The organism is Devosia aurantiaca (genome assembly GCF_011058215.1).
Lineage (GTDB): Bacteria > Pseudomonadota > Alphaproteobacteria > Rhizobiales > Devosiaceae > Devosia > Devosia aurantiaca.
In genome coordinates this window covers 85230-108503 of sequence record NZ_JAALFG010000006.1, presented here as the reverse complement: position 1 = coordinate 108503, position 23274 = coordinate 85230, and the positions used below count along the sequence as shown (strand labels likewise).

The 23274-nt window shown below is 62.3% G+C and carries 28 protein-coding genes and 1 pseudogene; 13 read left to right on the top strand and 16 right to left on the bottom strand.

All coding sequences use genetic code 11. From position 1 onward, the window contains the following. Positions 1 to 45: 45 nt before the first annotated feature. On the top strand, positions 46 to 1077 hold the full coding sequence (locus G5575_RS18845; protein ID WP_164535667.1) for a DUF3298 domain-containing protein: 1032 nt from the start codon (positions 46 to 48) through the stop codon (positions 1075 to 1077). Positions 1078 to 1080: 3 nt separating this feature from the next. On the opposite strand, the gene G5575_RS18840 is transcribed toward G5575_RS18845, so the two are convergent. Beyond that, on the bottom strand, positions 1081 to 1377 hold the full coding sequence (locus tag G5575_RS18840) for a GNAT family N-acetyltransferase (protein ID WP_164535666.1): 297 nt from the start codon (positions 1375 to 1377) through the stop codon (positions 1081 to 1083). Positions 1378 to 1380: 3 nt separating this feature from the next. Beyond that, positions 1381 to 1947, bottom strand: coding sequence for a tetratricopeptide repeat protein (locus tag G5575_RS18835; protein ID WP_164535665.1), 567 nt, complete (start codon positions 1945 to 1947; stop codon positions 1381 to 1383). Positions 1948 to 2054: 107 nt separating this feature from the next. On the opposite strand from G5575_RS18835, the gene G5575_RS18830 reads away from it, so the two are divergent. The 6 genes and pseudogenes from G5575_RS18830 to G5575_RS18805 all read left to right on the top strand — a co-directional run bounded on the left by G5575_RS18830 (position 2055) and on the right by G5575_RS18805 (position 6271). Beyond that, positions 2055 to 2450, top strand: coding sequence for a RidA family protein (locus G5575_RS18830; RefSeq protein WP_407924883.1), 396 nt, complete (start codon positions 2055 to 2057; stop codon positions 2448 to 2450). 109 nt (positions 2451 to 2559) lie between these two features. After that, positions 2560 to 3195, top strand: a complete 636-nt coding sequence (eda, locus tag G5575_RS18825; RefSeq protein WP_164535664.1) for a bifunctional 4-hydroxy-2-oxoglutarate aldolase/2-dehydro-3-deoxy-phosphogluconate aldolase — start codon at positions 2560 to 2562, stop codon at positions 3193 to 3195. A gap of 4 nt (positions 3196 to 3199) precedes the next feature. After that, complete coding sequence (locus G5575_RS18820; RefSeq protein ID WP_164535663.1) at positions 3200 to 3565, top strand: winged helix-turn-helix domain-containing protein; 366 nt, start codon at positions 3200 to 3202, stop codon at positions 3563 to 3565. Between the two features lie 67 nt (positions 3566 to 3632). After that, entirely contained in the window at positions 3633 to 4358 is a 726-nt protein-coding gene (gene modA / locus G5575_RS18815) for a molybdate ABC transporter substrate-binding protein (RefSeq protein ID WP_164535662.1), read from the top strand. After that, positions 4358 to 5037, top strand: a pseudogene (gene modB / locus G5575_RS18810) (molybdate ABC transporter permease subunit). Before modA ends, modB begins: the two are co-directional and overlap by 1 nt. A 52-nt stretch (positions 5038 to 5089) precedes the next feature. After that, positions 5090 to 6271 (top strand): alpha-hydroxy acid oxidase, encoded by a 1182-nt coding sequence (locus G5575_RS18805; protein ID WP_207633264.1) that lies wholly within the window; start codon positions 5090 to 5092, stop codon positions 6269 to 6271. Between the two features lie 174 nt (positions 6272 to 6445). On the opposite strand, the gene G5575_RS18800 is transcribed toward G5575_RS18805, so the two are convergent. The 3 genes from G5575_RS18800 to G5575_RS18790 are packed head-to-tail and all read right to left on the bottom strand — an operon-like array spanning position 6446 to position 8053. Then, positions 6446 to 7228, bottom strand: coding sequence for an anti-sigma factor family protein (locus G5575_RS18800; protein WP_164535661.1), 783 nt, complete (start codon positions 7226 to 7228; stop codon positions 6446 to 6448). Continuing rightward, complete coding sequence (locus G5575_RS18795) at positions 7225 to 7728, bottom strand: sigma-70 family RNA polymerase sigma factor (protein ID WP_164535703.1); 504 nt, start codon at positions 7726 to 7728, stop codon at positions 7225 to 7227. Before G5575_RS18795 ends, G5575_RS18800 begins: the two co-directional genes overlap by 4 nt. 16 nt (positions 7729 to 7744) lie before the next feature. Continuing rightward, positions 7745 to 8053: a COG4315 family predicted lipoprotein gene (locus G5575_RS18790; RefSeq protein ID WP_164535660.1), complete on the bottom strand. Its 309-nt coding sequence runs from the start codon at positions 8051 to 8053 to the stop codon at positions 7745 to 7747. 290 nt (positions 8054 to 8343) lie between these two features. Between G5575_RS18790 and G5575_RS18785 the strand changes: the two genes are divergently transcribed. Then, positions 8344 to 9450 carry a TRAP transporter substrate-binding protein gene (locus G5575_RS18785; RefSeq protein WP_235936146.1) on the top strand — a complete coding sequence of 369 codons (1107 nt, stop codon included), beginning with the start codon at positions 8344 to 8346 and terminating at the stop codon, positions 9448 to 9450. 448 nt (positions 9451 to 9898) lie between these two features. On the opposite strand, the gene G5575_RS18780 is transcribed toward G5575_RS18785, so the two are convergent. From G5575_RS18780 to G5575_RS18770, 3 genes are all read right to left on the bottom strand, one after another. After that, positions 9899 to 11287: a TRAP transporter large permease gene (locus G5575_RS18780; protein ID WP_164535659.1), complete on the bottom strand. Its 1389-nt coding sequence runs from the start codon at positions 11285 to 11287 to the stop codon at positions 9899 to 9901. Continuing rightward, positions 11287 to 11850: a TRAP transporter small permease subunit gene (locus G5575_RS18775; RefSeq protein ID WP_164535658.1), complete on the bottom strand. Its 564-nt coding sequence runs from the start codon at positions 11848 to 11850 to the stop codon at positions 11287 to 11289. Before G5575_RS18775 ends, G5575_RS18780 begins: the two co-directional genes overlap by 1 nt. 108 nt (positions 11851 to 11958) lie before the next feature. Continuing rightward, positions 11959 to 12198 (bottom strand): hypothetical protein, encoded by a 240-nt coding sequence (locus G5575_RS18770; protein WP_164535657.1) that lies wholly within the window; start codon positions 12196 to 12198, stop codon positions 11959 to 11961. Positions 12199 to 12271: 73 nt separating this feature from the next. Between G5575_RS18770 and G5575_RS18765 the strand changes: the two genes are divergently transcribed. From G5575_RS18765 to G5575_RS18755, 3 genes are all read left to right on the top strand, one after another. Next, positions 12272 to 12661 carry a hypothetical protein gene (locus tag G5575_RS18765; protein WP_164535656.1) on the top strand — a complete coding sequence of 130 codons (390 nt, stop codon included), beginning with the start codon at positions 12272 to 12274 and terminating at the stop codon, positions 12659 to 12661. Between the two features lie 316 nt (positions 12662 to 12977). Beyond that, on the top strand, positions 12978 to 14600 hold the full coding sequence (locus tag G5575_RS18760; protein WP_164535655.1) for an ABC-F family ATP-binding cassette domain-containing protein: 1623 nt from the start codon (positions 12978 to 12980) through the stop codon (positions 14598 to 14600). A gap of 145 nt (positions 14601 to 14745) precedes the next feature. Then, positions 14746 to 15063 (top strand): hypothetical protein, encoded by a 318-nt coding sequence (locus G5575_RS18755; protein ID WP_164535654.1) that lies wholly within the window; start codon positions 14746 to 14748, stop codon positions 15061 to 15063. On the opposite strand, the gene G5575_RS18750 is transcribed toward G5575_RS18755, so the two are convergent. Beyond that, complete coding sequence (locus G5575_RS18750) at positions 15050 to 15352, bottom strand: LuxR C-terminal-related transcriptional regulator (protein ID WP_207633263.1); 303 nt, start codon at positions 15350 to 15352, stop codon at positions 15050 to 15052. The genes G5575_RS18755 and G5575_RS18750 overlap by 14 nt on opposite strands. A 35-nt stretch (positions 15353 to 15387) precedes the next feature. Then, positions 15388 to 15672 (bottom strand): PAS domain-containing protein, encoded by a 285-nt coding sequence (locus G5575_RS18745; protein ID WP_164535653.1) that lies wholly within the window; start codon positions 15670 to 15672, stop codon positions 15388 to 15390. A 155-nt stretch (positions 15673 to 15827) separates the two neighbouring features. Between G5575_RS18745 and G5575_RS18740 the strand changes: the two genes are divergently transcribed. Then, positions 15828 to 16766, top strand: coding sequence for a carbohydrate kinase family protein (locus G5575_RS18740; RefSeq protein ID WP_164535652.1), 939 nt, complete (start codon positions 15828 to 15830; stop codon positions 16764 to 16766). On the opposite strand, the gene G5575_RS18735 is transcribed toward G5575_RS18740, so the two are convergent. The 4 genes from G5575_RS18735 to G5575_RS18720 are packed head-to-tail and all read right to left on the bottom strand — an operon-like array spanning position 16763 to position 19234. Continuing rightward, complete coding sequence (locus G5575_RS18735) at positions 16763 to 17167, bottom strand: hypothetical protein (RefSeq protein WP_164535651.1); 405 nt, start codon at positions 17165 to 17167, stop codon at positions 16763 to 16765. The two genes, G5575_RS18740 and G5575_RS18735, sit on opposite strands and share 4 nt — an antisense overlap. Positions 17168 to 17219: 52 nt before the next feature. Further along, on the bottom strand, positions 17220 to 18080 hold the full coding sequence (locus G5575_RS18730) for a fumarylacetoacetate hydrolase family protein (RefSeq protein WP_164535650.1): 861 nt from the start codon (positions 18078 to 18080) through the stop codon (positions 17220 to 17222). A gap of 17 nt (positions 18081 to 18097) precedes the next feature. Beyond that, positions 18098 to 18535 (bottom strand): RbsD/FucU family protein, encoded by a 438-nt coding sequence (locus G5575_RS18725; protein ID WP_164535649.1) that lies wholly within the window; start codon positions 18533 to 18535, stop codon positions 18098 to 18100. A 12-nt stretch (positions 18536 to 18547) separates the two neighbouring features. After that, positions 18548 to 19234: a GntR family transcriptional regulator gene (locus G5575_RS18720; RefSeq protein ID WP_164535648.1), complete on the bottom strand. Its 687-nt coding sequence runs from the start codon at positions 19232 to 19234 to the stop codon at positions 18548 to 18550. Between the two features lie 281 nt (positions 19235 to 19515). Between G5575_RS18720 and G5575_RS18715 the strand changes: the two genes are divergently transcribed. Continuing rightward, the gene (locus tag G5575_RS18715; protein ID WP_328766620.1) at positions 19516 to 20979 is read left to right on the top strand and encodes a UxaA family hydrolase; all 1464 of its coding nucleotides are present in this window, start codon (positions 19516 to 19518) and stop codon (positions 20977 to 20979) included. Positions 20980 to 21124: 145 nt separating this feature from the next. Here G5575_RS18715 and hpt read toward each other — a convergent pair whose 3' ends face one another. Both hpt and G5575_RS18705 read right to left on the bottom strand, forming a co-directional pair. Beyond that, the gene (gene hpt / locus G5575_RS18710; protein WP_164535647.1) at positions 21125 to 21667 is read right to left on the bottom strand and encodes a hypoxanthine phosphoribosyltransferase; all 543 of its coding nucleotides are present in this window, start codon (positions 21665 to 21667) and stop codon (positions 21125 to 21127) included. A 169-nt stretch (positions 21668 to 21836) separates the two neighbouring features. Then, positions 21837 to 23264, bottom strand: a complete 1428-nt coding sequence (locus G5575_RS18705) for a glutamate synthase subunit beta (RefSeq protein WP_164535646.1) — start codon at positions 23262 to 23264, stop codon at positions 21837 to 21839. Positions 23265 to 23274: the final 10 nt, after the last annotated feature.

The following is a 23274-nucleotide window of genomic DNA, read 5'->3' as shown; positions in this document are numbered from 1 at the left end:
AGCGAGCCGCTATGGTGCCCTCGACCACAGGGTTCGAGGGCTCCCATGATCCGCTTTGTTGCACTGACAACGATGTTTTTGGCAGGACTCACCGTGCCCAGCCTGCCGGTGATGGCGGCGAGCTTTGATTGCAGCAAGGCCGGCACGCCGTTCGAGCATGCCATCTGCGACAGCGACGAGCTTTCGGCAGCGGACGAGCGTTTGTCGCGGACCTATGCAACGGCGGCCGGTGGCCTGAGCGATGCGGCAAGTGGCGATCTGCGGTCTGGGCAGCGCGAGTGGCTCACCTATGCGCAGCGGGCGTGCACCATGGATGCTGAGCCCATGACCAGCGGCAAGTATGGGGAAGAGGGCGTCTCTTGCCTCGTCGACCTCTTCAAGTCGCGCGCCCAGGTGCTGGAAACCAGCCGCATGATCCAGGGACTGCGGTTTTACCCCATGAGCCAGTATGAGGCACTGCCCGACCCTGAAAATAAAGGCGACGCTTATTGGGGCGTGGCTGAGCACGAGCTGTCGATCGTGCAGCTTGATGGCGACGAGCCTTTTGCCGCGGCGTTCAACGCGTTGGTGCGCGCCGAGCGTGAAACCATGCAGGGTGGTGACGAAGACGTCGCCAGCCATGCCAGCAGCGACACCAGCAATTCGATTTCCGTCAAGGAAGTGGCGGGCACCGGACGCATCACGCTCGACGTCAGCACCTATTGGTATGGGCATGGCGCCGCGCACGGCAATTACACCCTCAGCTACCTCCATTTCCTGACCGATGAAGCCCGGTTCCTCAAGGCCGAGGACTTCTTTACCGGCAAGAAGTGGAAGCAGGCACTATCGGATCTGACCATCGCCGCGCTCGAGCGCGAACACGGCGAAAACCTGATGATGGACGGAACCGAATATATCGAGGATACGGTGGCGGATCCGACAAGCTGGGACCTATCGAACCCTTATGGATTGGTGATCCAGTTCCAGCCCTACCAAGTTGCCGCCTATGCTTATGGCGCTCCGACGGCAACCGTGAGCTGGGATGATCTCGAACCCTACTTGACCGAGGGCTCCAACAGCATCCGCTTCGGCTTCTAGCGGCTAGGCCAGGAGGTCGCCCCATTCCTTGTGGCGCCGGAACTGGGCCACGACATAGGAACATACCGGGCGGATCTTAAAACCCTGCTCGCGGGCATCGGCGATGGCCGCATTGACGAGCTTCGAGGCGATGCCGCGACCTTCGAAGGCGGGCGGTACGCCGGTATGGTCGATAACCATGGGGCCGTCGCCGGACTTGCTGAATGTCATTTCGGCTTCGGCGCCGCCGCCAAGGTCGATGAAGTAGCGGCCGCGACTGGCGTCATCTTCGCGCTGGATGGTGTAGTCCTGATCGGCCATGGCTTAAAATCCTTCAAGTTCAGCTGCGGATCGGGGGCGGTCCGAGCTCGGGAAAAAGGCTGCGCTCCGGCAGGAAGGGGTGGATGTCCAGCCCTTCGAGCAGCGCTGCCTTGGCCTCTTCATATTGCCTTGCGTGTGGAAGATTAAAGCCCTGCCGGCGAGGGCGCCGAAATGGCGGGGCTCGAGCTCGAGCGTTTTTGCAACGTCGCCCAGGGCGCTTTCATAGTCGCCGCGGAGGAAATTGGCGGTGGCGCGAAGATTGTAAGCCTCTGCATAGTCAGGGTAATCGGTGACCAGGTCTTCGATCTGCGGCAGCTGCGCGGCTGGACCGGCAAAGCCGCCGCCCTTGATGATGGCTTCGACGCGGGCGGCAAGGTCGGGGTCGTCCGGATGGGTCCAAAGCTGCCAGATCCGGTCGGCAATGGCACGGGCGCTGGCCTCGTCGGTGGCGCTGCGCAGGTCGGCGAAGAGGCTGTCGAGTTCGGAGGATTGTTGGGCGGAAAACTGCGCGAGGGTCGCCGTGGCCGGAGCGGCGGCGAGGAGGACGGCGAGGATGAAAGCGTGCGCCAATCTTGCCATTTTGCGAGTGTGGCGTCTTCGTGGAGTCGCATCAAGTGCCAATGTGCTAACGGAGGGGTAACACTTGCCGGCCCCGACGCGTCAACAAAGGAAAAACCATGAGCGAACTGCAATATCATCTCGTTTCATCCGGGCCGCGGCCGGTGGCGCCGTTCAGCCATGCGGTTGAAACCGACGGCTGGGTCTTCGTCACCGGGCAGATGCCGACCGATCCGGCCGCACCCGACGCGCCGCTGCCGGATGGGGTGGAGGCGCAGACGCGGCGCGTGGTCGAGAACCTCAAGATCGTCCTTGGCGGGATCGGGCTGGGGCTCGAGCATGTGACCATGGCGCGGATTTACCTCACGCAGTTCGAACGGGACTATGCGGCGCTCAACGCGCTGTGGCCGACATTTTTCGAGCCAGGCAAATTGCCGGCGCGGACCACGGTCGGCGTGACGGCGCTGGCGGTGGGTGCACTGGTCGAGATCGATCTCGTCGCGCGGCGGCCCTAGCCCCCACCCGCCTCCCCGTCAGGCGGGGGAGGAGAAGAAAAAGCAAATCCTCTTGCAGGATTTCACGCGGCCGCCTAACCCTTGCGCCAGCTTTTCGGGAAGGACGACCATGCCGCAGGACGCCAACGCAATCCGCTCCATTCTGTCGCTGGCGCCGGTGGTGCCGGTGATCATCCTCGACGATGTGGCGCAGGCGCGCCCGCTTGCCGAGGCTTTGGTGGCCGGCGGCCTGCCGGTGCTGGAAGTGACACTGCGGACGCCCAATGCCCTGCGCGTGATGGAAGAAATGGCAAAGGTCACAGGGGCCATCGTCGGTTCCGGCACGGTGCGCAATGCGGGGCACATGAAGGCGTCGGTCGATGCCGGTTGCCGCTTCATGGTGTCGCCGGGGGCATCGCCGCGGCTCCTCGATGCGGCCGATGACGTGTCCATTCCGCTGTTGCCGGGCATCGGCACGCCGACCGAAGCGATGGCGGCGGCAGAACGGGGCTATTCTTTCCTCAAATTCTTCCCGGCCGAAGCGCTGGGTGGGGCGCCGGTGCTCAAGGCCTTTGCCTCGCCGCTGCCGGACATCACCTTCTGCCCCACGGGCGGGATCGATGCGGAAAAGGCCAAGACTTATCTCAGCCTGCCCAACGTGATCTGCGTCGGCGGCTCCTGGATCATGCCGGCCGACGCCCTGGCCAGCGGCGATTTCGCCCGCGTCGAGGCCCTGGCGCGCGAAGCGAGCGCGTTGCGAGGCTAGGCACATGGCCAAGGGCGTTCCCGAACACGGACTTGGCCACCTTCGTATCGTCCTGACCGATACGGCCTATCTGGGGCCAGGCCGTGCCGACCTGCTGGAGGGCATTGCGCGGACGGGCTCGATAGCGGCTGCTGGCAAGGCCATGGGCATGAGCTACAAGCGCGCCTGGAGCTTGGTGCAGGCATTAAACGAGGGGTTCGGGTCGCTGGTGCTGTCGAGTCGCGGCGGCGCGGGGCAGGGTGGCGCGAGCCTCACGCCTCGGGGTGAAGAGGTTTTGGCGCACTACCGGAACATGGAAGCGAAGGCGCAAGCGGCCATTGCCGAGGACGTGGCGGCTTTGCGCGCAGCCATCTCCGATATTTCCTCGTAAACATATCGCTTGCCAGAATGGATGCTCGTGGTCACGATGTGTTCAGAAGAACATATCGGAGTCGCTCATGTCTCGCCTGCTGTTAGTGTCGCTGTTTTTGGCCGGGACTGCGGTCCCGAGCTTGGCGGAAAGCGTCAATGTCGCCGTGGCGGCAAACTTTACAGCGGTTGCCGAAGAGTTGGCGGCAATGTTCGAGGCCGAAAGCGGGCACGAGGTCGAGCTGAGCTTTGGCGCCACCGGCCAACTTTATACCCAGATCAGCCAGGCGGCGCCCTATGGCGTGTTCTTGGCTGCGGATACCGAACGGCCGGAAAAGGCGATTGCCGAGGGCCTTGCGGTCGACGGCAGTTTCTTTGTTTATGCCGAGGGGCAGCTGGCGCTTTATGGCGAAGGCGTCGATGCAGAAAATGGCGAGGCGGCCCTGTCGGGCAATTTCGCCAAGCTTGCCATCGCCGATCCGCAGGCTGCGCCCTATGGGCAAGCGGCTGTCGAGGCGCTGACGGCATTGGGGCTCTATGAGGCCCTTCAGCCCAAGCTGGTGATCGGCGAAAACATCTCGCAGGCGCTGCAGTTTATCGAAAGCGGCAATGCGGAACTGGGTTTCGTGGCGGCCAGCCAGGTTGCCGACAAACCGTTCTGGCTGGTGCCGGCCGACCTGCACGAGCCGATTTCGCAGGGAGCGGTGCTCTTGAAAACAAGCGAGGGCAATGCTGCTGCCGAAGGCTTCTTGGCCTTTCTGCGGAGCGAGGCAGCTGTGGCGCTGATCGAGGCATCGGGCTACTCTGTCCCTTAATGGACTGGGATAGCCTTTTTCCGCCAATCATCCTGACCGGTGCCCTTGCGCTCTGCGTGACGTTTATCCTCCTTGTCCTCGCGACGCCGCTGAGCTTGTGGCTGTCGCGTGGGCGGGGCCAGGGGCGGGAAGTCGTTGGCGCGCTTGTAACCCTTCCTTTGGTTTTGCCGCCGACGGTCTTGGGATTTTACCTGCTGCTGGCGCTTGGGCCTTTGGGCCCGGCGGTTGGCTTGCAAGTTTTTGGGGCGCGCGGACGCTCGCCTTTTCCTTCGGCGGGCTGGTGATCGGTGGGGTGATCGCTTCGCTCCCCTTCATGGTGCAGCCGCTGCGCAATGCTTTTGCGACGATCGAAGCCGAAGTGCTGGAATCCGCCGACACTCTAGGAGCATCGCGCTGGCAGCGCTTTTTGCGGGTGGCACTTCCCTTGGCCAAGCCTGGCTATCTTGTCGGCGCGATCATGAGCTTTGCCCATACGATGGGGGAATTCGGCGTGGTGCTGATGATCGGCGGCAATATTCCGGGGCAGACCAAGGTCTTGTCGATTGCCATCTATGATTTCGTCGAGCGGCTGGAATGGGAGCGCGCCCATGTCCTTGCGGGCGGCATGGTGCTGTTCGGCTTTGCCGTGATCTGGAGCTCGTTGCTGCTGGGTCGAGATCGTGAGCGAAGCCAGAATTGACGACTAACATGTTAGTTGCTAGGCCGGTTACGACAACAGCCGGGGTGCCCCTATGCCTGCCATCGACAAGGTTCTTACCGTCGACGAAATGATGCGTCTGGCGCGGCGAAGGGTGCCGAAAATGTTCTTCGAATATGCCGATAGCGGCTCCTATACCGAGGGAACCTATCGCGAGAACGAGAGCGACTTTTCCAAGATCAAGCTCAACCAAAAGGTGGCGGTGAACCTTGAGGGACGCAACCTCAAGGTGACCATGCTGGGCAAGGATATCGCCATGCCGGTGGCCATCGCGCCCGCAGCAACCGGGGGCATGCAGACCGCGGACGGCGAGATCAAGGCGGCGCGGGCGGCGGCGAAAGCTGGCATCCCCTTCACCCTTTCCACCATGAGCGTCTGCTCGATCGAGGACGTGGCGGAGAACACGACGGCGCCGTTCTGGTTTCAGCTCTATGTAATGCGCGATCGCGACTTCATCTATCGGCTGATCGATCGCGCCAAGGCCGCCAGATGCCCAGCACTGGTTCTGACCATGGACCTCCAGATACTTGGGCAGCGGCACAAGGACATCCGCAACGGGTTGTCGACGCCGCCAAAGTTCACGCCCTATTCGGTGTGGCAGATGATGCAGCATCCGCTCTGGTGCATGCGCATGCTGGGCACCAAGCGGCACACCTTCCGCAATATAGTGGGGCATGTAAGCGGTGATCACGACCTGGCGTCTCTGTCGGCCTGGACGGCGTCGCAGTTCGACCCAACGCTCAACTGGTCCGATGTGCGCTGGATAAAGGAGCGCTTCGGCGGGCCGGTGATCGTCAAGGGCGTGCTCGACGCTGACGATGCGCAGGCGGCGGTGGACAATGGTGCCGATGCGGTCGTGGTCTCCAATCATGGCGGACGGCAGCTCGATGGCGCGCCCTCGACCATTCGCGTGCTTCCGGAGATCGTCGACCGGGTCGGCAAGCGCACCGAGGTTTATCTCGATAGCGGCATCCGTTCGGGACAGGACGTGATCAAGGCGCTGGCCTATGGGGCCAAGTCGACCTTTATCGGTCGGCCGATGCTTTATGGGCTTGGGGCTGGCGGCGAAGAGGGCGTGACGCGGGTGCTCGAGATCATCCGGCGAGAGCTCGACACGACCATGGCGCTGTGCGGCGAGCGGGATGTGCGCAATGTCGGGCTGCACAATATTTATTCGAACGACATTCCGGCGAGGAATGCGCCGATGGTGCAATAGACTGCGGTTTTGAGCATCCCTCCCCTTGATGGGGAGGGACCGAGGGTGGGGTGGGGCCGAGCACTCGGAACTGTGTGCTTGGCCCCCACCCCACCCAGCTGCGCTAGGCCTATGGCCAAGCTTCGCTACGCTCCCCCCTCTCGGGGAGGGAGGTGCAGGAACTGCAAGGCCCCGTTAGCTCTCGTAGAGAGCCGCTGCCCCCGGGGTGAGCTGAGCGAATACGGCGTTGGCGATGGCTTGCAATTGTTCCGGCGTGCCGGTGCCGACGATGGTGCAGGTGAAGCTCGTGTTGGCCCAGTATAGCACCTGGTCGGTGCCGAGGCGGACGCTTTCGTAAGATGGTCCGTCGACCCCGGTCGAGGGGGTAATGTAGAGCGTCGTGCGGTTGCCGGCGCCGTCTTCATACATCAGCTGCGCGGCGCGGCCGCCGGGGATGGCGGGGGCGGGGAGGAGGCGGCCGCCGAGAAAGGTGAGGCCCTGAACGGATAGATCGGGCATGGCCAACGCCGTATCGAGGCGGTTGGAGAGCCAGGTGGAGAGGTGTTCACTGTCGCTGCCGGCCACTTCGACGGCGTGGCGGTTTTCGGCAACGTAGACGGTGTGGGCGCTGACGGCATCGGCGATCAGGCGATCGTAGAGGTCGGGCGCATCGGCGCTGGGGCGCAACAGCCAGCCGGCGGCGATGCCGATGCCGAGGACGCACACGATAATCGCGGTCTGCGCCACCGAGCGCCATTGACGGCGCTGCGCTTCAAGCGCGAGACGATGGGGGTCGAGCCGCACGGGCACAGGCTCGGCACCAGCCGGCGCATAAAGCGTGCGAATGGCGTCGGACTGGCGCATGTAGGCTGCGATCTCAGCCATGGCGGCGGGGTCGGCCTCGAGTTTGGCGCGGCTTGCGCCGTCGAGCTCGTTGTCGAGATAGGCCATCAGCGTGTCGCGGGAAATTTCGCTCATTTGACCGTCCGCAAATGGGGCTGCGCTTCCGCTCCCGTCAACTGGCGCAGCGTGGCGCGGGCGCGGCCGAGACGGCTCATCAATGTGCCGGTCGGGATCTGCAGGATCGCGGCAGCTTCGGAATAGGCGAGGCCTTCAAGGGTCACGAGCAGCAAGGCTTCCTTTTGATCAAGCGGCAGGGTTTCGATAGCGCGAGCAAGTTCGGCAAGCGCCAAGTGGCCCGGTTGCGGGGCAGGGGTTGCGAGTTCGACCGTTGCGACATCGACAGCCTCGCCGCGGCGGCGATCACTGCGGCGGCTGTTGCGGTGGAGGTTTGTGAGGATCGTGAAGAGCCATGGGCGCAAGGGACCGCGCGGGCGAAACAAGCCGCGGCGGGCAATGGCGCGTTCCAGCGTATCCTGCACCAGATCGTCGGCGCGGTCGATGTTGCGGGTGAGCGCGCGGGCGTAGCGGCGCAAAGCCGGCACGTCCTTTTCGAGCTCATCGAGAAAATCGACCACGCCGCAGCTTTCAGGCTTATTCGACAGCAAGATGCCAAACGCCGCCGACGCCGTCACCGGTGACGTCGCCAGGCGCCTTGTCGTTGACCCAGTAATAAAGCGGCATGTCCTTATAGGCCCACATCTTGGTGCCGTCGGTGCGCTCGATGATGGTGAAATCGCCTTCGGCCTGGGTTGTTTCGTCAGCCATCAGCGGCGGCCACTTTTCGGCACAGCTGTCGTAGCAATTGGTGACGCCGGCCGTGTCCTTGTCGAAGATGTAGAGCGTCATGCCGTTGTCGCCGGTCAGCACCTGCTTGCCGCCAATATCGGTCGATTTGACCATGCCGCCGAGATAATCGACGGCAAAGCTGGGGTGGCGATCAGGGCGAGCGTGGCGGCGCCCAGAAGAAGCGAACGGATGTGCATTGGATTTCCCTCCTGTTGCGGGGCCGGCAAGGCGGCCTCCACCAAGACCAACACCGCCAAGCCGAGTTTAATCCGCAATTAGGTGCAGATTTTTCCTCAACAGCCACAAGGCGCTGGACAGGTTCCAAACAGATTGCTTTGTTATCGCCAACGCTGCGCCGCTCGCAAAAGCGCAGCGAAAAGACAGTTCATTCCGGGAGGAACACCATGATGAAGAGACGCGAATTTTTCAAACAAGCCTCGGTGGCCACCGTTGGTGCTGCCGCCGTTACGGCCGGGCTTGCCGCTCCGGCGGTTGCCCAGGGCAATATCACCTGGCGCATGGTGACCACCTGGCCCAAGAACTTTCCAGGTCTGGGCGTTGGCGCGCAAACGCTGGCCGATCGCATCACCAAGGCTTCGGGCGGCCGCTTGACCGTCCAAGTGTTTGCTGCCGGTGAAATGGTGCCGGGCCTTCAGGCTCTGGACGCCGTCATCGACGGTTCGGCCGAAATGAGCCACGGCACGCCCTATTATTGGCAGAACAAGAGCCAGGCCCTGTCGTTCTTCACCGGCGTGCCCTTCGGCATGACCAATCGCGAACTCACCGCCTGGGTGCGCTATCTGGGCGGCCAGGAGATCTGGGACAAGGTCTATGACCAGTTCGGTCTCCAGGGTTTCCTGTCCGGCGATACCGGCACGCAGGCTGGTGGCTGGTTCCGCAACGAGCTGACCGGCGTCGCCGATATCCAGGGCCTGCGCTTCCGTACGCCGGGCCTTGGTGGCCAGGTCTGGGCGAAGCTTGGCGCTTCGGTGACCAACCTTGCTGCCGGCGAAATCTTTGCCGCGCTCCAGTCGGGCACGCTCGATGCCGCCGAGTTCGTAGGACCCTATAACGACCTTGCGCTCGGCTTCTACCAGATCGCCAAGAACTACTACTTCCCCAGCTTTGTCGAGCCGGGTCTTGCCACCGAACTCGTGGTCGACAAGGCCAAGTTCGCGGAGCTGCCGGAAGACTTGCAGGAAATCGTGCGCATCGCCGCCCAATCGTCCTATGACCAGGTCGCGTCGGATATGTATGCCAACGATCCCCGTGCGCTCAATGCGCTCGTGGCCGAGCATGGCGTGCAGGTTCGTGCATTCCCCGAAGAGATCGTCGAAGCCGGCGCCAAGGCCTCGATGGAATTGATCGCCGAGATCCGCGAAGGCGGCGATGCCCTGACCAAGGAAACCGCCGAAAGCTTTGTTTCGGCCTTCAATCTCCTCCGTCAGCGCACCGAAGGCACCGACATGCCCTATCTCGCGGCACGCGAGAAATACATCAAGTTCGAATAAGGACCGTTTGGTCGAAATGGAAAGCCCGGGTGAAAGCCCGGGCTTTTTTATCCCCGTCGCATTATCCAAGCTTATCTTCCTCCCATCTCCACTGACGACACACGCGGCGCCGACGAAGTGCCGGGGTGGGGAGAAGGGTTCGACCGGGGTCGCCTGGACGAATGCGTGGATGCCTACGCCGGCCAGGCGGAGTAACCTGCAAGGAGAGAGGGCGCAGATCCGCTTTGCAGGCCAGTCCGCCGTCACCTCGAGTGGGCTGCCCGAGGCGTGCGCAAAAAATCCCGATCGTGTGGAAGCGGCATTCGCCTCTTCATTTCACTTTTCCACCGGGGCGAATGCCGCTTCCCGCCGTGTGCACCGATAGCCAATTGGCGAGGCGGTGTTTTGGCTCGCCAAAGAAAATGCCCCGGCACAAGGCCGGGGCATGGGATTGGAGAGACCGATCAGCTCAGTAGAGCATGCTGGGCAGCCAGGTGATGAGCTGGGGGAAGAAGAACAGCGTCACGAGGCCCAGGATCTGCAGCAGCACGAAGGGGATGACGCCCTTGTAGATCATGCCCGTCGAGACGCGGGAGGGGGCGACGCCGCGCAGGTAGAAGAGGGCGAAGCCGAAGGGCGGGGTGAGGAAGCTCGTTTGCAGGTTCACGCCCACCATGACGCCGAGCCAGATCGGGTCGACATCTAGCGCCAGGAGCACCGGCGCGGTGATCGGGATGACGATGAAGATGATCTCGAAGGTGTCGAGGATGAAGCCGAGGAGGAACATCACGAACATGACGATGATGATGGCGCCGATGGCGCCGCCCGGCATGGACGAGAGGAATTCGTGCACCAGATTGTCGCCGCCCATCATGCGGAAGACGACGGAGAACACCGCTGCCCCAAAGAGGATGATGAACACCATCGAGGTGATGGTGGCGGTGGAGATCACAGCCTGTTTGAGGATCGGGAAGCTCAACCGGCGACGCAGTGCTGCCAGCAGCAGCGCACCAACAGATCCCACCGAAGCGGCTTCGGTAGGAGTTGCGATGCCTGCGAGGATCGACCCCAGAACTGCCAGGATCAACAGCAGTGGCGGGATAAGCGCAACCACGACTTCGCGCAGAAGACCGGCACGTTCAGATTCCGGCACCGGAGTGGCAGGAGCCGATTGGGGATCACGCCAGGCCTTGAAGATGACGTATGCGGCATAAAGCGCCACCAGCAGAAGGCCGGGGATAATGGCACCGGCAAAGAGCGCGCCGACCGAAACGGGCTCGGGGGCAAAATTGCCCTTTTCCATCTGCACCTGGGCATTGATGCCCGAAAGGATGTCGCCCATGAAGATGAGGACGGTCGACGGCGGAATGATCTGCCCAAGTGTGCCCGAGGCGCAGATGACGCCGGTGGCGAGCTTTGGATCATAGCCGGCGCGCAGCATGGCTGGCAGGGAGATCAGGCCCATGGTGACGACGGTGGCGCCGACAACGCCGGTCGAGGCAGCAAGAAGCGCGCCGACGACGATCACCGAAAGAGCGAGGCCGCCGCGCAGGTTGCCGAAGAGCTTGCCCATGGTGAGCAGCAATTGCTCGGCAATGCCGGATCGCTCCAGCATCACGCCCATGAACACAAAGAGCGGCACGGCGACCAGCACTTCATTGGTCATGAGGCCGATATAGCGGCCAGCCAAGGAGCCGTAATTTGAGGGGTCGTAGACGCCGAGCCACCAGCCGACGAGGCCGAAAATGATGGCGGTGCCGGCCAGCGAAAACGCCACCGGGAAACCGATCATCAGGACGCCGATAACGCCCACGAACATGAGGGCGGCGAGGATCTCGCCAATAAGGACGGGATCCATCAGTGAACTTCCCTTGTGTCTTCGATGGGATAGCGGAGATCAGCCGGCAGCAGATCCTCGCGGTTGGCAATCACCAGAATAGCCCGGGCAGCCATGGCTATGCCTTGCAGCCCAACAAGTATTGCAAAGGCGATGATGAAGGTCTTCAGAACAAAGAGGCCGGGCATGCCGCCAATATTGGCCGAGCCCTCGTAATAGCCCCAGGAACGGGCGACCGCCGGATAGCAGTAGCGGATGACCACATACATGAAGGGAAGGAGGAACACGACAACGCCGAAAAGATCGGCCATGGCTTTGCGGCGGATCGAGGCGGGGCGATAAAAGATATCGACCCGCACATGATCGTCGCGCAGAAGCGCAAACCCCGCGACGCCAGTAAACATGGCACCGGCGATCCAGACGTAAAGATCCTGAACCCAAAGGGTGGATGTGTTGAAAAAGTAGCGCTGCACCACGACGGTGAAGCATACCAGCACGCAGGCCAGTGCGAGCCACGACAAGATCTGGCCGATCAGCCAGTTGATGGCGCTGATGCCTCGCACCAGCACGGCAAGTCCCTGCACGGAACGCCCTCCCCCAAATTCAATCAGTCACGCTGATTTCTTTTGAATGATTGAACATCATCCGCAAGAGGGGTCAACCAATTGTGCCGGTATTTGTGGGGGATCGGCTTAGTGGTCGAGGGCGCCGTCTACCATCGCTTCGTGCAGGTGGATGATCTGCTTGCGTTCAAAGGTCTGGCCGCCGACGCGCAGCATGGCGCCACGCAGGCTGACGGGGGCGGCGTGTTCCATGGCAAAGGCGACGGCCTTTGCGGCGGAGCGGAAATGCCGGCCGCCTTGTGCAATTGCGGTCTGGCGATCGGAGCCCAGATAGAGTTCGCCAGGGGCGTTGAGGATTTTGGAGTACATAGAAGTCTTTCTGCCGGCATCGGGCCGGCCGGATGGCGCGCACGCCAGGGTGCGGCGCTGGAGCAGCGCCAGAATGAAGCACCCACATGTCAAATGGATGATACCGGCCGGCGCCTATCTGGCGCGCGGTTTGCCGGTAAAACGACTGCGCTCAGCGGCGGCGAGAAACCGCGATGCTGATGCTGCTGCGTTCGCCTTCATCCGCAACGAGGGCGGACTTGGCGGCAGTGCTTGGAACAAGGTCGGTCTCTTCAACAACGCGCTCATTGCGCTCGTTCAAGGACTGGACCCGGTAAAGAACCGGCCCCTTATCATGGGGCAGGCAGGCGACCACTTCGCAGGTGCCGGCAGGACGATTGCTGAGCCGAGGCGCAGAGCGCAACTCCAGCAACTGGCCGACCTTGTAGAGATGCGACATTGGACGCCTTGGTTGGCAGCGCTTGCCAGAAGCATGCGCCAGTGAACAACCGCGCAAGGAACGCGCAGCCGAAACGTTTGCAGATGGAGGGAAAAACAAACATCCGCCTTGACCGGCGGGAATGAGATTGCCAACGAGGGCAGAACGTATGGAGCACATATCGGAGCTTCATGCGTTTTTGTCAAGTGTGAGGGGTGCCGGACGGCCTTGCGCGGCGGGGTGGAGCGTGCTTTAGGGCGCCGTTGAACCATCAGCATCGCGCTGACCCCCACCTCAGCTTTGCTAGGGCCCGAGGCCCAAGCGCCGCTATCCTCCCCTTTTAGAGGGAGGACGCGAAAGGCTCCAACTTCCCAGGCTCCCCATGATCCGGCTCGAAAGCATCGGCAAGCAAAACGGCAAGCAGATCGTTTTTATCGAGGCGTCGGCGGCGCTGCAGAAGGGCGAAAAGATTGGACTGGTTGGGCCGAATGGGGCCGGCAAGACGACGCTGTTCCGCATGATCACCGGCGAGGAAGCGCCTGACGAGGGGCAGGTGTCCGTCGATCGCGGTGTGTCGATCGGCTATTTCAGCCAGGATGTCGGTGAGATGGGCGGCAAGCCGGTCGTCGCCGAGGTGATGAACGGTGCCGGCCCCGTCAGCGAGATGATGGCCGAAATGGCCGAGCTCGAGGCGGCGATGGCCGACCCCGATCGCGCCGACGAGATGGACGTCATCATCGAGCGCTATGGCGAAGTGCAGGGACGGTTCCAGGAGCTCGATGGCTACTCGCTCGACGGCCGGGCACGCGAAGTGCTGGATGGCCTGGGCTTTTCGCAGGAGATGATGGACGGCGATGCCGGGGCCCTGTCCGGCGGCTGGAAAATGCGCGTGGCTCTGGCGCGCATTCTGTTGATGCGGCCCGATGTCTTGCTGCTGGACGAACCGAGCAACCACCTCGACCTCGAAAGCCTGATCTGGCTCGAGCAGTTTCTGAAAGACTATTCGGGCGCGCTGCTGATGACTTCGCATGACCGCGAGTTCATGAACCGGATCGTCAACAAGATCCTCGAGATCGATGCCGGAACGCTGACGAGCTATACCGGCGACTACGAATTCTACCAAAGCCAGCGCGAGATCACCGATCGCAACCAGCAGGCGCAGTTCGAACGCCAGCAGGCAATGCTGGCCAAGGAAATCGCCTTCATCGAACGCTTCAAGGCACGCGCCAGCCATGCGGCGCAGGTGCAAAGCCGGGTCAAGAAGCTCGACAAGATCGACCGGGTAGAGCCACCCAAACGCCGCCAAACGGTGGTCTTCGAATTCCGGCCGGCGCCGCGCTCGGGCGAGGACATCGTGCGCGTTGAGGGCGTGCACAAGCGCTATGGCAGCCGCACCATCTATGAAGGGCTCGACTTTCATGTGCGGCGGCGCGAGCGCTGGTGCATCCTGGGCGTCAATGGCGCCGGCAAGTCGACGCTGCTCAAGCTCGTTTCCGGAGCGTCCGACCCGGACGCGGGGAGCGTCGCGCGCGGGCCGAGCGTCAAGATGGGCTATTTTGCCCAGCATGCCATGGACATGATCGATGGCGACCAGACCATTTTCCAGACGCTGGAAAGCAATTTCCCGCAGGCTGGACAGGCGCCGATCCGCGCCCTGGCGGGCGCATTCGGCTTCTCCGGCGACGATATCGAGAAGAAGTGCCGCGTGCTCTCGGGTGGTGAGAAGGCGCGCCTTGCCATGGCGCTGATCCTCTTCGATCCGCCCAACTTCCTGGTGCTGGACGAGCCGACCAACCATCTCGACATCCAGACCAAGCAGATGCTGATCGAAGCACTGTCGAACTTCGAAGGAACGATGCTGTTCGTGAGCCACGACCGGCATTTTCTCGCGGCGCTTTCCAACCGGGTGCTGGAGCTGACGCCGGAGGGTGTGCGTGCCTATGGCGGCGGCTATACCGAATATGTGGCCGCCACCGGCCAGGAAGCGCCTGGGCTTCGAAGCTAGCTAAAAGGTATCAATGCGGCCACGTACTAACCCTTATTGACGCACCGTAAATAGTGGTACGTATTTGGTGCGGACCGGTTCGGGCAATCGCGCCATGCGGCTCCTGCACCTCACGCTTTAACATGCGTAAACTCTGGAAAATGCTATGATCGGCCGCTTCGTCTACATGGCTGGCGCACCAGCGGGCTACATCGTCTTGCAGATGGTCTGGCGGGACAATTTACCGATGGCGCGGGTTCGATCTCCCGAGATCGTCGTCGATCGCCTGCGCGACGACAACATGGATGTCCGGCGCGAGGACGAGTATATGAGCCTTGCCGTGGCGCTCGGCTATGGCGTGCTCCTGGCTGGTCTTTCCGGCGCCGGCATGGTGCTGTCAGGCGATCGCAGCGTCTGGCCGGATGAGTGGGGCGAGCTCATGGACATGCAGCCCCTGAGCCTCGCCTGGGCTAAATCTCGTTAAGGCGCAGGGCACGCACCACGGTGTGGACCCGGTTGAGGCCGCCAAGTTTGGTGCCGGCATTGGCAACGTGGCTTTCCACCGTACGGCGGGTAATGCCCATGGCTTCAGCGACTTCCTCGCTGCTTTTCCCTTCCGCCAGATGGCGCAGCACATCGCGTTCCCGGTCGCTCAGTTCCCGGTAATTGGGACCGCGATGGGTGAGCGCGCGAAGCTGGTCATGCTCGATGGGGAAGGTAGTGCCGAAATAGCCCTGAAACACGCCGGTGTCGCTGAACTTGGGCAGGCCCACCGCCCATGCCAGAGTATAATGCCCATCGGGGCGAACTAGACGGTAGGCGATGCCATAGGCTTGTTGGGTATCGTTGGCGGTGAAAAAGCCTGGCGGACGTTGACGACATCGTCCGGATGGATTGCAAGCAGCCAGTTAAACCCCAGTCCTGCCCCAGGATCGGTGCCGGTGAAGCGATGCCATTCCGGGCTCATGTAAAAACAATGCCCGTCCACATCGGTGGCCCAAGCCATCAGTGATGTGCCTTCAGTGACGGCCCTGAAATTTTGCCGTTCGGGTGTCCAAATCTCTACGCGTGGGGTCTGCTCTAGTATGCTCATTTGAAAATCTTTTTGTGACGAATGTCCCTCGTCAGTATTGGGCGTAGCGGATTCTGCCAAAGTTCGGAAGATGTAATCTTTAACGTGGGTTACACAATCAAGCGCTAGTGAGCGCATGAGCGAAATGCTATGCGCACGCAAAAGGAGCGCGAACCATGTTTGTTGTGGGCGGGGAAAGCCTTATTGATCTGGTGCCCGGGAGCGATGGCACTCGACTGGCATTGGCGGGCGGCTCGCCCTTCAATTGCGCGATCGCCCTGCGCAAGCTCGGCAACGAGACCGGCTTTTTGTGCCCAATCAGCCAGGACGAGTATGGCGATCTGCTGCTGATGCCGCTTGCCGAGGCGGGCGTTTCGGTGCTGCTCGAGGAGCGCGTCGCGGCACCGACCACCAAGGCCATCGTCAGCTTCAACGACAAGATGCAGGCGTCCTATGTGTTCGAGCGCGGCGCGGACCGGGCCTTTACGCGCGACGGCCTGATGGCGGCGCTGCCGCGCAGCGTCGAGCTTTATCAGATCGGGGGATTTTGCCCGATCCTGCCCGAAGACGCCGCGGTGTGGGGCGATGTGGTCAAGGCGGCGATCGGACGCGGCGCGACGGTCTCGTTCGACATCAATGTGCGCGAAAAGCTGGTCGATGACGAAACGGGTTATCGCGAGCGGCTGGGGCATTTTCTCGATCTGGCGCATATCATCAAGCTTTCGGAAGAAGACCACGAGTGGCTTCATCCGGGCATGAGCATCGAAAGCCATGCCGACGCGCTGCTCGATCGGCCCAATTGCGAACTGGTGGTCGTGACGCTGGGTGAAGGCGGATCGCGCGCCTTTACGCGCGAAGCAACGGCAACGGGCTCGATCTACCGGCCGCCGGTGTTTGGCGATACCGTGGGGGCAGGGGACAGCCTGATGGCTGGCATTCTCACCTGGCTCCAGGAGGCCGATGCGCTCAAGGCGGACGCCCTGTTGGGGTTGAGCGAGGCGCAGTTAGGCGAAATGCTGCGGTTTGGCGCCGTGGTAGCGGGGATCAATTGCGGCCGCAAGGGCTGCCAGCCGCCGAGCCGGGCGGAGGTGGATGCGGTGCTTGGTACAGTTTAGGTGAGACGGTTCGGGCCCGTCCATGTTCCTGACCAGAACTCGACGGCGGCTTCATCGAAGTCGCTACCAACAACCATTCCGATGACATCTTTATAGGTGGCGTCAGAGACTTCGAACATCCCTGGTGTTGCCGGAATTTCCTGGCGAAATGCGGCGACGCTCGGGAAATTTTGGATTGAACTCACCATGGCAACCGTGCCGTCGTTCTCGGTTGCAAAGCCGTCCAGCTCGCCAAGCGCTATGAAGCCTTGGTCCTGGGTTGAGCCAATATTGGCGATAAGCAGCGGCTCGCCGATTCGGCTTGAGAAGCTGAGTTCATCGCGAAATGTGCAGGCGAAACGCTCGTTCGTTCCGTCGTTCAAGATCCCGTTCTGCAGAATGAAGATTGCCAGCTTGGACAAAGGCGAGCCCCGGTGTGGGGCTCAGCCTAGCGTGGATAAACGATCGGATAAACTACTTATCTGCGGCGCTGTACGCCCGGACATTCTGGCGCTGTTCGCCTAGGCCTTCGATGCCCAGATGCATGACGTTGCCGGGTTTGAGCCAGACGGGCTCGGGCTTGATGCCCATGCCGACGCCGGGCGGGGTGCCGGTGGTGATGACGTCGCCAGGCTGGAGGCTCATGAAGTGGCTGACATAGGAGACGAGCTTGGCGACGCCGAAGACCATGGTCTTGGTGGAGCCATCCTGGTAGCGGTGGCCGTCGACTTCGAGCCACATGGATAGGTTCTGCGGATCGGCGACTTCGTCCTTGGTGACGAGCCAAGGGCCGATCGGGCCAAAGGTGTCGGCGCCCTTGCCCTTGTCCCAGGTGCCGCCGCGTTCGGTCTGGAAGTGGCGTTCGGAGACGTCGTTGCAGACGCAATAGCCGGCAACGTGGTCGAGCGCATCGGCTTCCTCGACATAGCGAGCTTCCTTGCCGATGACGACGGCGAGTTCAACTTCCCAGTCCGGCTTGATGGCGTTCTTGGGGATGATCACGTCGTCATTGGGGCCGATGATGGCGCTGGTCGCCTTCATGAAGATGATCGGCTCCTCGGGTATCTTGGCGCCAGTTTCGGCGGCGTGGTCGGCATAGTTGAGGCCGATGCAGATGAACTTGCCGACATTGGCGACGCAGGGACCGATGCGTTCGCTGGCGCTAAGCTCAGGCAGCGCGGATATGTCGGTGGCGCGGATTTTGTCCAGACCTTCGTCGAGAAGCGTCGTGCCGCCGATATCGGGAACAATGCCGGACAGATCGCGAATGATGCCGTCATCGGCGAGGATGGCGGGCTTTTCGGCGCCCTTGGCACCGACGCGGAGCAGTTTCATGCTTGGTCCTTCTTGGGTTAGGCGGCAGAGGGGCGAATGATGCCCTTCTTGAGGATGATGTTGGCATAGAGCCGGCTCTCGCCGGTCTGGATGACGGCTGCAGCCTTGCGGGCGCGGTCGTAGAAGGCGAAGCGCTCGATGGTGGTGAAGGACATCTTCGGCTCGTGCCGGGTGATGATGTCCTGAAATGCGTCATAGATCGGTTCGCGCGCATCGGGATTGCCGACCACGGCCATGCCGATGGCGGCTTCGTCGACGAATTCATCGAGCGGCATGACGGTGAGCACGGCTTCGAGCATGTCCGTTGCCGAAATGCCATCGGCGCGCATGGTCAGCGGTCCCAAGAACTCGGCTGGGAAATTGGCGTCGGCGATGACGATTTCGTCGCCGTGACCCATGGCGCGAAGCGTCGACAGCAGTTGGGGGCCGAGCAGGGGCGGGATATTCTTGAGCATGGTGGGGTCCGGTCAACCGAAGGGGAAGTCGTTGGTTTCGGCGGCAAAATCAGCGCCGTCGGCGAAAAGCTCGGGGTGTTCCTGAGCAAAGGCGAAAAGCTCGACCATGACCGCGTCGATGTGAGCACGGATGGCCGCCATGGCCATGGCGGTGTCGGCGGCCAGAATGCCATCGAAGATCGCCTGGTGCTCGTCGATCGTATGGGCGAGGCGGCGGGGCGTGATGATGAGGCGCCGGGCGCGATCGAGATTGGCTCGGGCCCGGTCGATGATGGACTTGACCTTGGTCAGGCGCATGCAGCGAAAGATGATGTCGTGAAAATCGACGTCGATGCCATGGAAGGTATCGGCATCATCGCGGGACGCGGCTTCGCGTTGCGCCGCCATATTGGCATGAAGGCTGTCGATGACCTCGGCGTCGTGCCGGCCGATTAAGACGCGCAAGGCTTCTGACTCAAGGCCTTTGCGGATGAGCATATATTCGCGCACGTCGGCAATCTTTACGAGGGACACGGTCGTGCCGCGCTGCGGGGCGATGTCGACGAGACCTTCGTCGGCCAGACGGGCCAAAGCTTCGCTGACCGGGAAGCGCGAAACGCCGAGCTGGGTGCAGAGCGCGGATTTGTCGAGCATGGCGCCTGGCGGCAAAGCGAGCGTCACGATAGCGTCGCGCAAGGTATTGGTCACGTCGACGGTCACGCTGCCGCGCGCAAAGGTGCCGGGGGCGGCAGAAATTGATAGGGACCGGCTTCCGTTTTCATGCTAACATGTTAGTCAGAGCTACGCTGAATAACAAGCCGATGTTCCCCCTATACGTTCGCCAATCGGGGTGCAGCATCCGGCAAGTTGCGATGCAGACCGCATTCCACTGGCCCCTGGAAGATCGACCACAATGACCGACATCATGACCCGCCCCGAGGGCAAGACACTGGTGCTGAACGCGCTCGACAATATTGCCGTGGCGCTGAGCAAATCTCGATGTGGGGACGCCGACGCAGCAGGGGATCAATGTCGTCCGGCGCGTGCCCAAGGGGCACAAGTTCGCCACGCGGCCGATCATGGCGGGCGAGGCAGTCCGCAAGTTCGGGCAGATCATCGGCTTTGCCAAGGAAGCGATCATTCCCGGCGACTGGGTGCATGAGCACAATTGCGGAATGGGCGGCGCCGATGGCACCCTCCATCACGACTACGCCTTTGCCGAAGGCGCCGTGCCGGTCGACTTCCTACCGGTCGAGCAGCGGGCGACATTCGAGGGATATCGCCGTGCCAATGGCTCGGTGGGGACGCGCAATTTCATCGGCATCCTGACCTCGGTCAATTGCTCGGCGACGGTGGCAAAGTTCGTGGCCGAGGCGATCAATCGCTCGGGCATCCTCGACGACTATCCGGAGATCGACGGCGTCGTACCCTTTGTGCATGGCACGGGCTGCGGAATGGAGTCGCGCGGCGAGGGCTTCGATATTTTGAAGCGCACGCAGTGGGGCTATACGTCCAACCCTAATCTCGGCGCTGCCCTGCTGGTGGGCCTTGGCTGCGAAGTGTTCCAGATCGGGCGGATGAAAGAGCTTTATGGCATTGAGGAGGGCGACGCTTTCCAGTCGATGACCATCCAGGAGCGCGGCGGCACCAAACGGATGATCGAGTGGGGTGTCGAAAAGGTCAAGGAGATGCTGCCTGTCGCCGCGGCGGCGCGCCGGACGACGGTGGATGCTAGCGAGCTGACGCTGGCGCTGCAATGCGGCGGGTCGGATGGCTATTCGGGCATCACCGCCAACCCGGCGCTGGGCTATGCAGCGGACATTTTGGTGCGTAATGGCGGCACCGCTATTCTCTCGGAAACGCCCGAAATCTATGGCGCTGAGCATCTTCTCACTCGCCGTGCGGCATCACGCGAAGTGGGCGAAAAGCTGATCAGCCGGATCAAGTGGTGGGAGGATTACACCCGGCGCAATCATGGCGAGATGAACAACAATCCCTCGCCGGGCAACAAGCTGGGCGGGTTGACGACGATCCTTGAAAAATCGCTTGGTGCGGCGGCCAAGGGTGGCACGACGCCGCTGACGGCGGTCTACGAATATGCCGAAAAGGTCACCGAAAAGGGGTTCGTGTTCATGGACACGCCGGGCTTTGATCCGGTGTCGGCGACCGGGCAGGTGGCTGGCGGCGCCAATATCCTCGCCTTTACCACGGGGCGCGGCTCGGCCTATGGATGTAAGCCGGTGCCGTCGATCAAGCTCGCGACCAACTCCGATGTTTATGCACGAATGACGGACGACATGGACATCAATTGCGGCGACATCGTCGAGGGCGTGAGCATCGAGGACAAGGGCCGGCAGATCTTCGATTTGATGCTACGGGTGGCGTCGGGGGAGCGGACGAAGTCGGAAGAGCTGGGCTATGGCGACAATGAGTTTGTGCCGTGGCAGGTTGGGGCGGTGATGTAGGGGGCCTGCGGGTGACCAACTCGGATCATCTGCTCCCTCCCCCTTGAGGGGGAGGGCTGGGGTGGGGGTGGTGCAGTGGTCCACTGATGGACCCCCACCCTCGGTCCCTCCCCTCAAGGGGGAGGGAGGCGCAAGAGCCGCGGCACTAGCTTTCGAGGAAGCGGACCTTGCCGATATGGGGCAGGTTGCGGTTGCGCTGGGCGTAGTCGATGCCGTAGCCGACGACGAATTCGTCGGGGATGTCGAAGCCGATCCATTTTGCCGGAACATGGGCCTCGCGGCGGGATGGTTTGTTGAGGAGGGCGCAGACTTCCATGCGGCGGGGGTGGCGCGTCTCGAGGATTTCGAGCACGTGCTTGAGCGTGTGGCCGGTGTCGATGATATCTTCGACGACGAGGACATCGCGGCCGGCGATTTCGCCGCGCAGGTCCTTGAGGATGCGCACTTCGCGGCTCGATTCCATGGCATCGCCATAGGACGAGGCTTCAAGGAAATCGACTTCCACCGGCAGGTCGATCTCGCGCACGAGGTCGGCGATGAAGATGAACGAACCGCGGAGGAGGCCCACGACGACGAGCTTGTCGGTATCCGCGAAATGGGTGGAGATATCTCGAGCCAGGCCCTCGACGCGGGCGGCGATGGCTTTGGCGGAGATCAGCTCGTCGACAGTGTAGGGGGCTTGGGGCATTTCAGATCCAAGGGAAATCGCGTTTGCGGGACAATACCCCCACCTAGCCTCCCCTGATAGGGGAGGGACAGATCGCGTTTGTGGCGCGTCTGGGCCATTCGGGCGTAGCCCTCAAGGCCTGCTCAGCTAAAATCTCGCCACCGGCGCGATTTTGCCTTCGGCACGCTTCTCAGCGCGGCAGGGCGGTCTTGCCCATCAGGTCGAGGTCGATGGAGCGGGCGGCCTGGCGGCCTTCGCGGATGGCCCAGACGACCAGGGACTGGCCGCGGCGCATGTCGCCGGCGGCATAGACCTTCGGTACGGTGGTGCGGTAGCTCATGGTGTCGGCGAAGAGATTGCCGCGCTTGTCGAGATCGGCGCCCAACTCGGTCAGCATGCCATCCTGGATCGGGCCGGCAAAGCCGATGGCGAGGAGGACGAGGTCGGCCTTGATAATGAATTCGGAGCCGGGGATGGCGACGCGCTTGCGGTCGACGCGGGCGCATTCGACGCCGGTAACCTGACCCTTGGCATTGCCGACGATCTTCATGGTGCCGGCGGAGAATTCGCGGATGGCGCCTTCGGCTTGCGACGATGACGTGCGCATCTTGACCGCCCAATTGGGCCAGTTGGTGAGCTTGTCTTCGAGTTCGGGCGGCATCGGGCGGACGTCGAGCTGGGTGACGGCAATGGCGCCCTGGCGGAACGAGGTGCCGACACAGTCGGAAGCCGTGTCGCCGCCGCCAACGACGACGACATGCTTGCCGGCGGCCGAAAGCTGGAACTGGTCGGAGACGTCTTCGCCACCGACGCGACGGTTCTGCTGCACGAGGAAGGGCATGGCGAAGTGGACGCCGGCATAGTCGAGGCCTTCGACATCGACAGGGCGGGGCTTTTCGGCGCCGCCGGTCAAGAGCACGGCATCATGGTCGCGCTGCAGATCGGAAAGGGGCAGGGTGACGCCGATATTGGCGCCGTAGTGGAAGGTGACGCCTTCCGCTTCCATCTGCGACACGCGGAAGTCGATATGGTCCTTTTCCATCTTGAAGTCGGGGATGCCGTAGCGGAGGAGACCACCGGCCTTGGGCTCGCGCTCGAAGAGGTGGACTTCGTGACCGGCGCGGGCCAGCTGCTGGGCGGCAGCCATGCCGGCAGGACCGGCGCCGACGATAGCGACCTTCTTTCCGGTCCTGGCTTCGGGCGTTGCGGGCTTGACCCAGCCATTGCGGATGGCCTTGTCGGCGATGGCCTGTTCCACCGTCTTGATGGCGACGGGGGTGTCCTCGAGGTTGAGGGTACAGGCTTCCTCGCAGGGCGCGGGGCAGATGCGACCGGTGAATTCAGGGAAGTTGTTGGTGGAATGGAGGTTGCGCGAGGCTTCCTCCCAATCGCCGTTATAGACGAGGTCGTTCCAGTCCGGGATCTGGTTGTGGACCGGGCAGCCGGTATCGCCGTGGCAGAACGGAATGCCGCAGTCCATGCAGCGCGCCGCCTGATCGGCGACGCGGCCTTCGGACATGGGGATGATGAATTCGCCGAAATGGCGAATGCGATCGGAAGCGGGCTCATAGCGCGCTTCTTCGCGTTCGATCTCGAGAAAGCCTGTAACCTTACCCATTTTGCTCTCC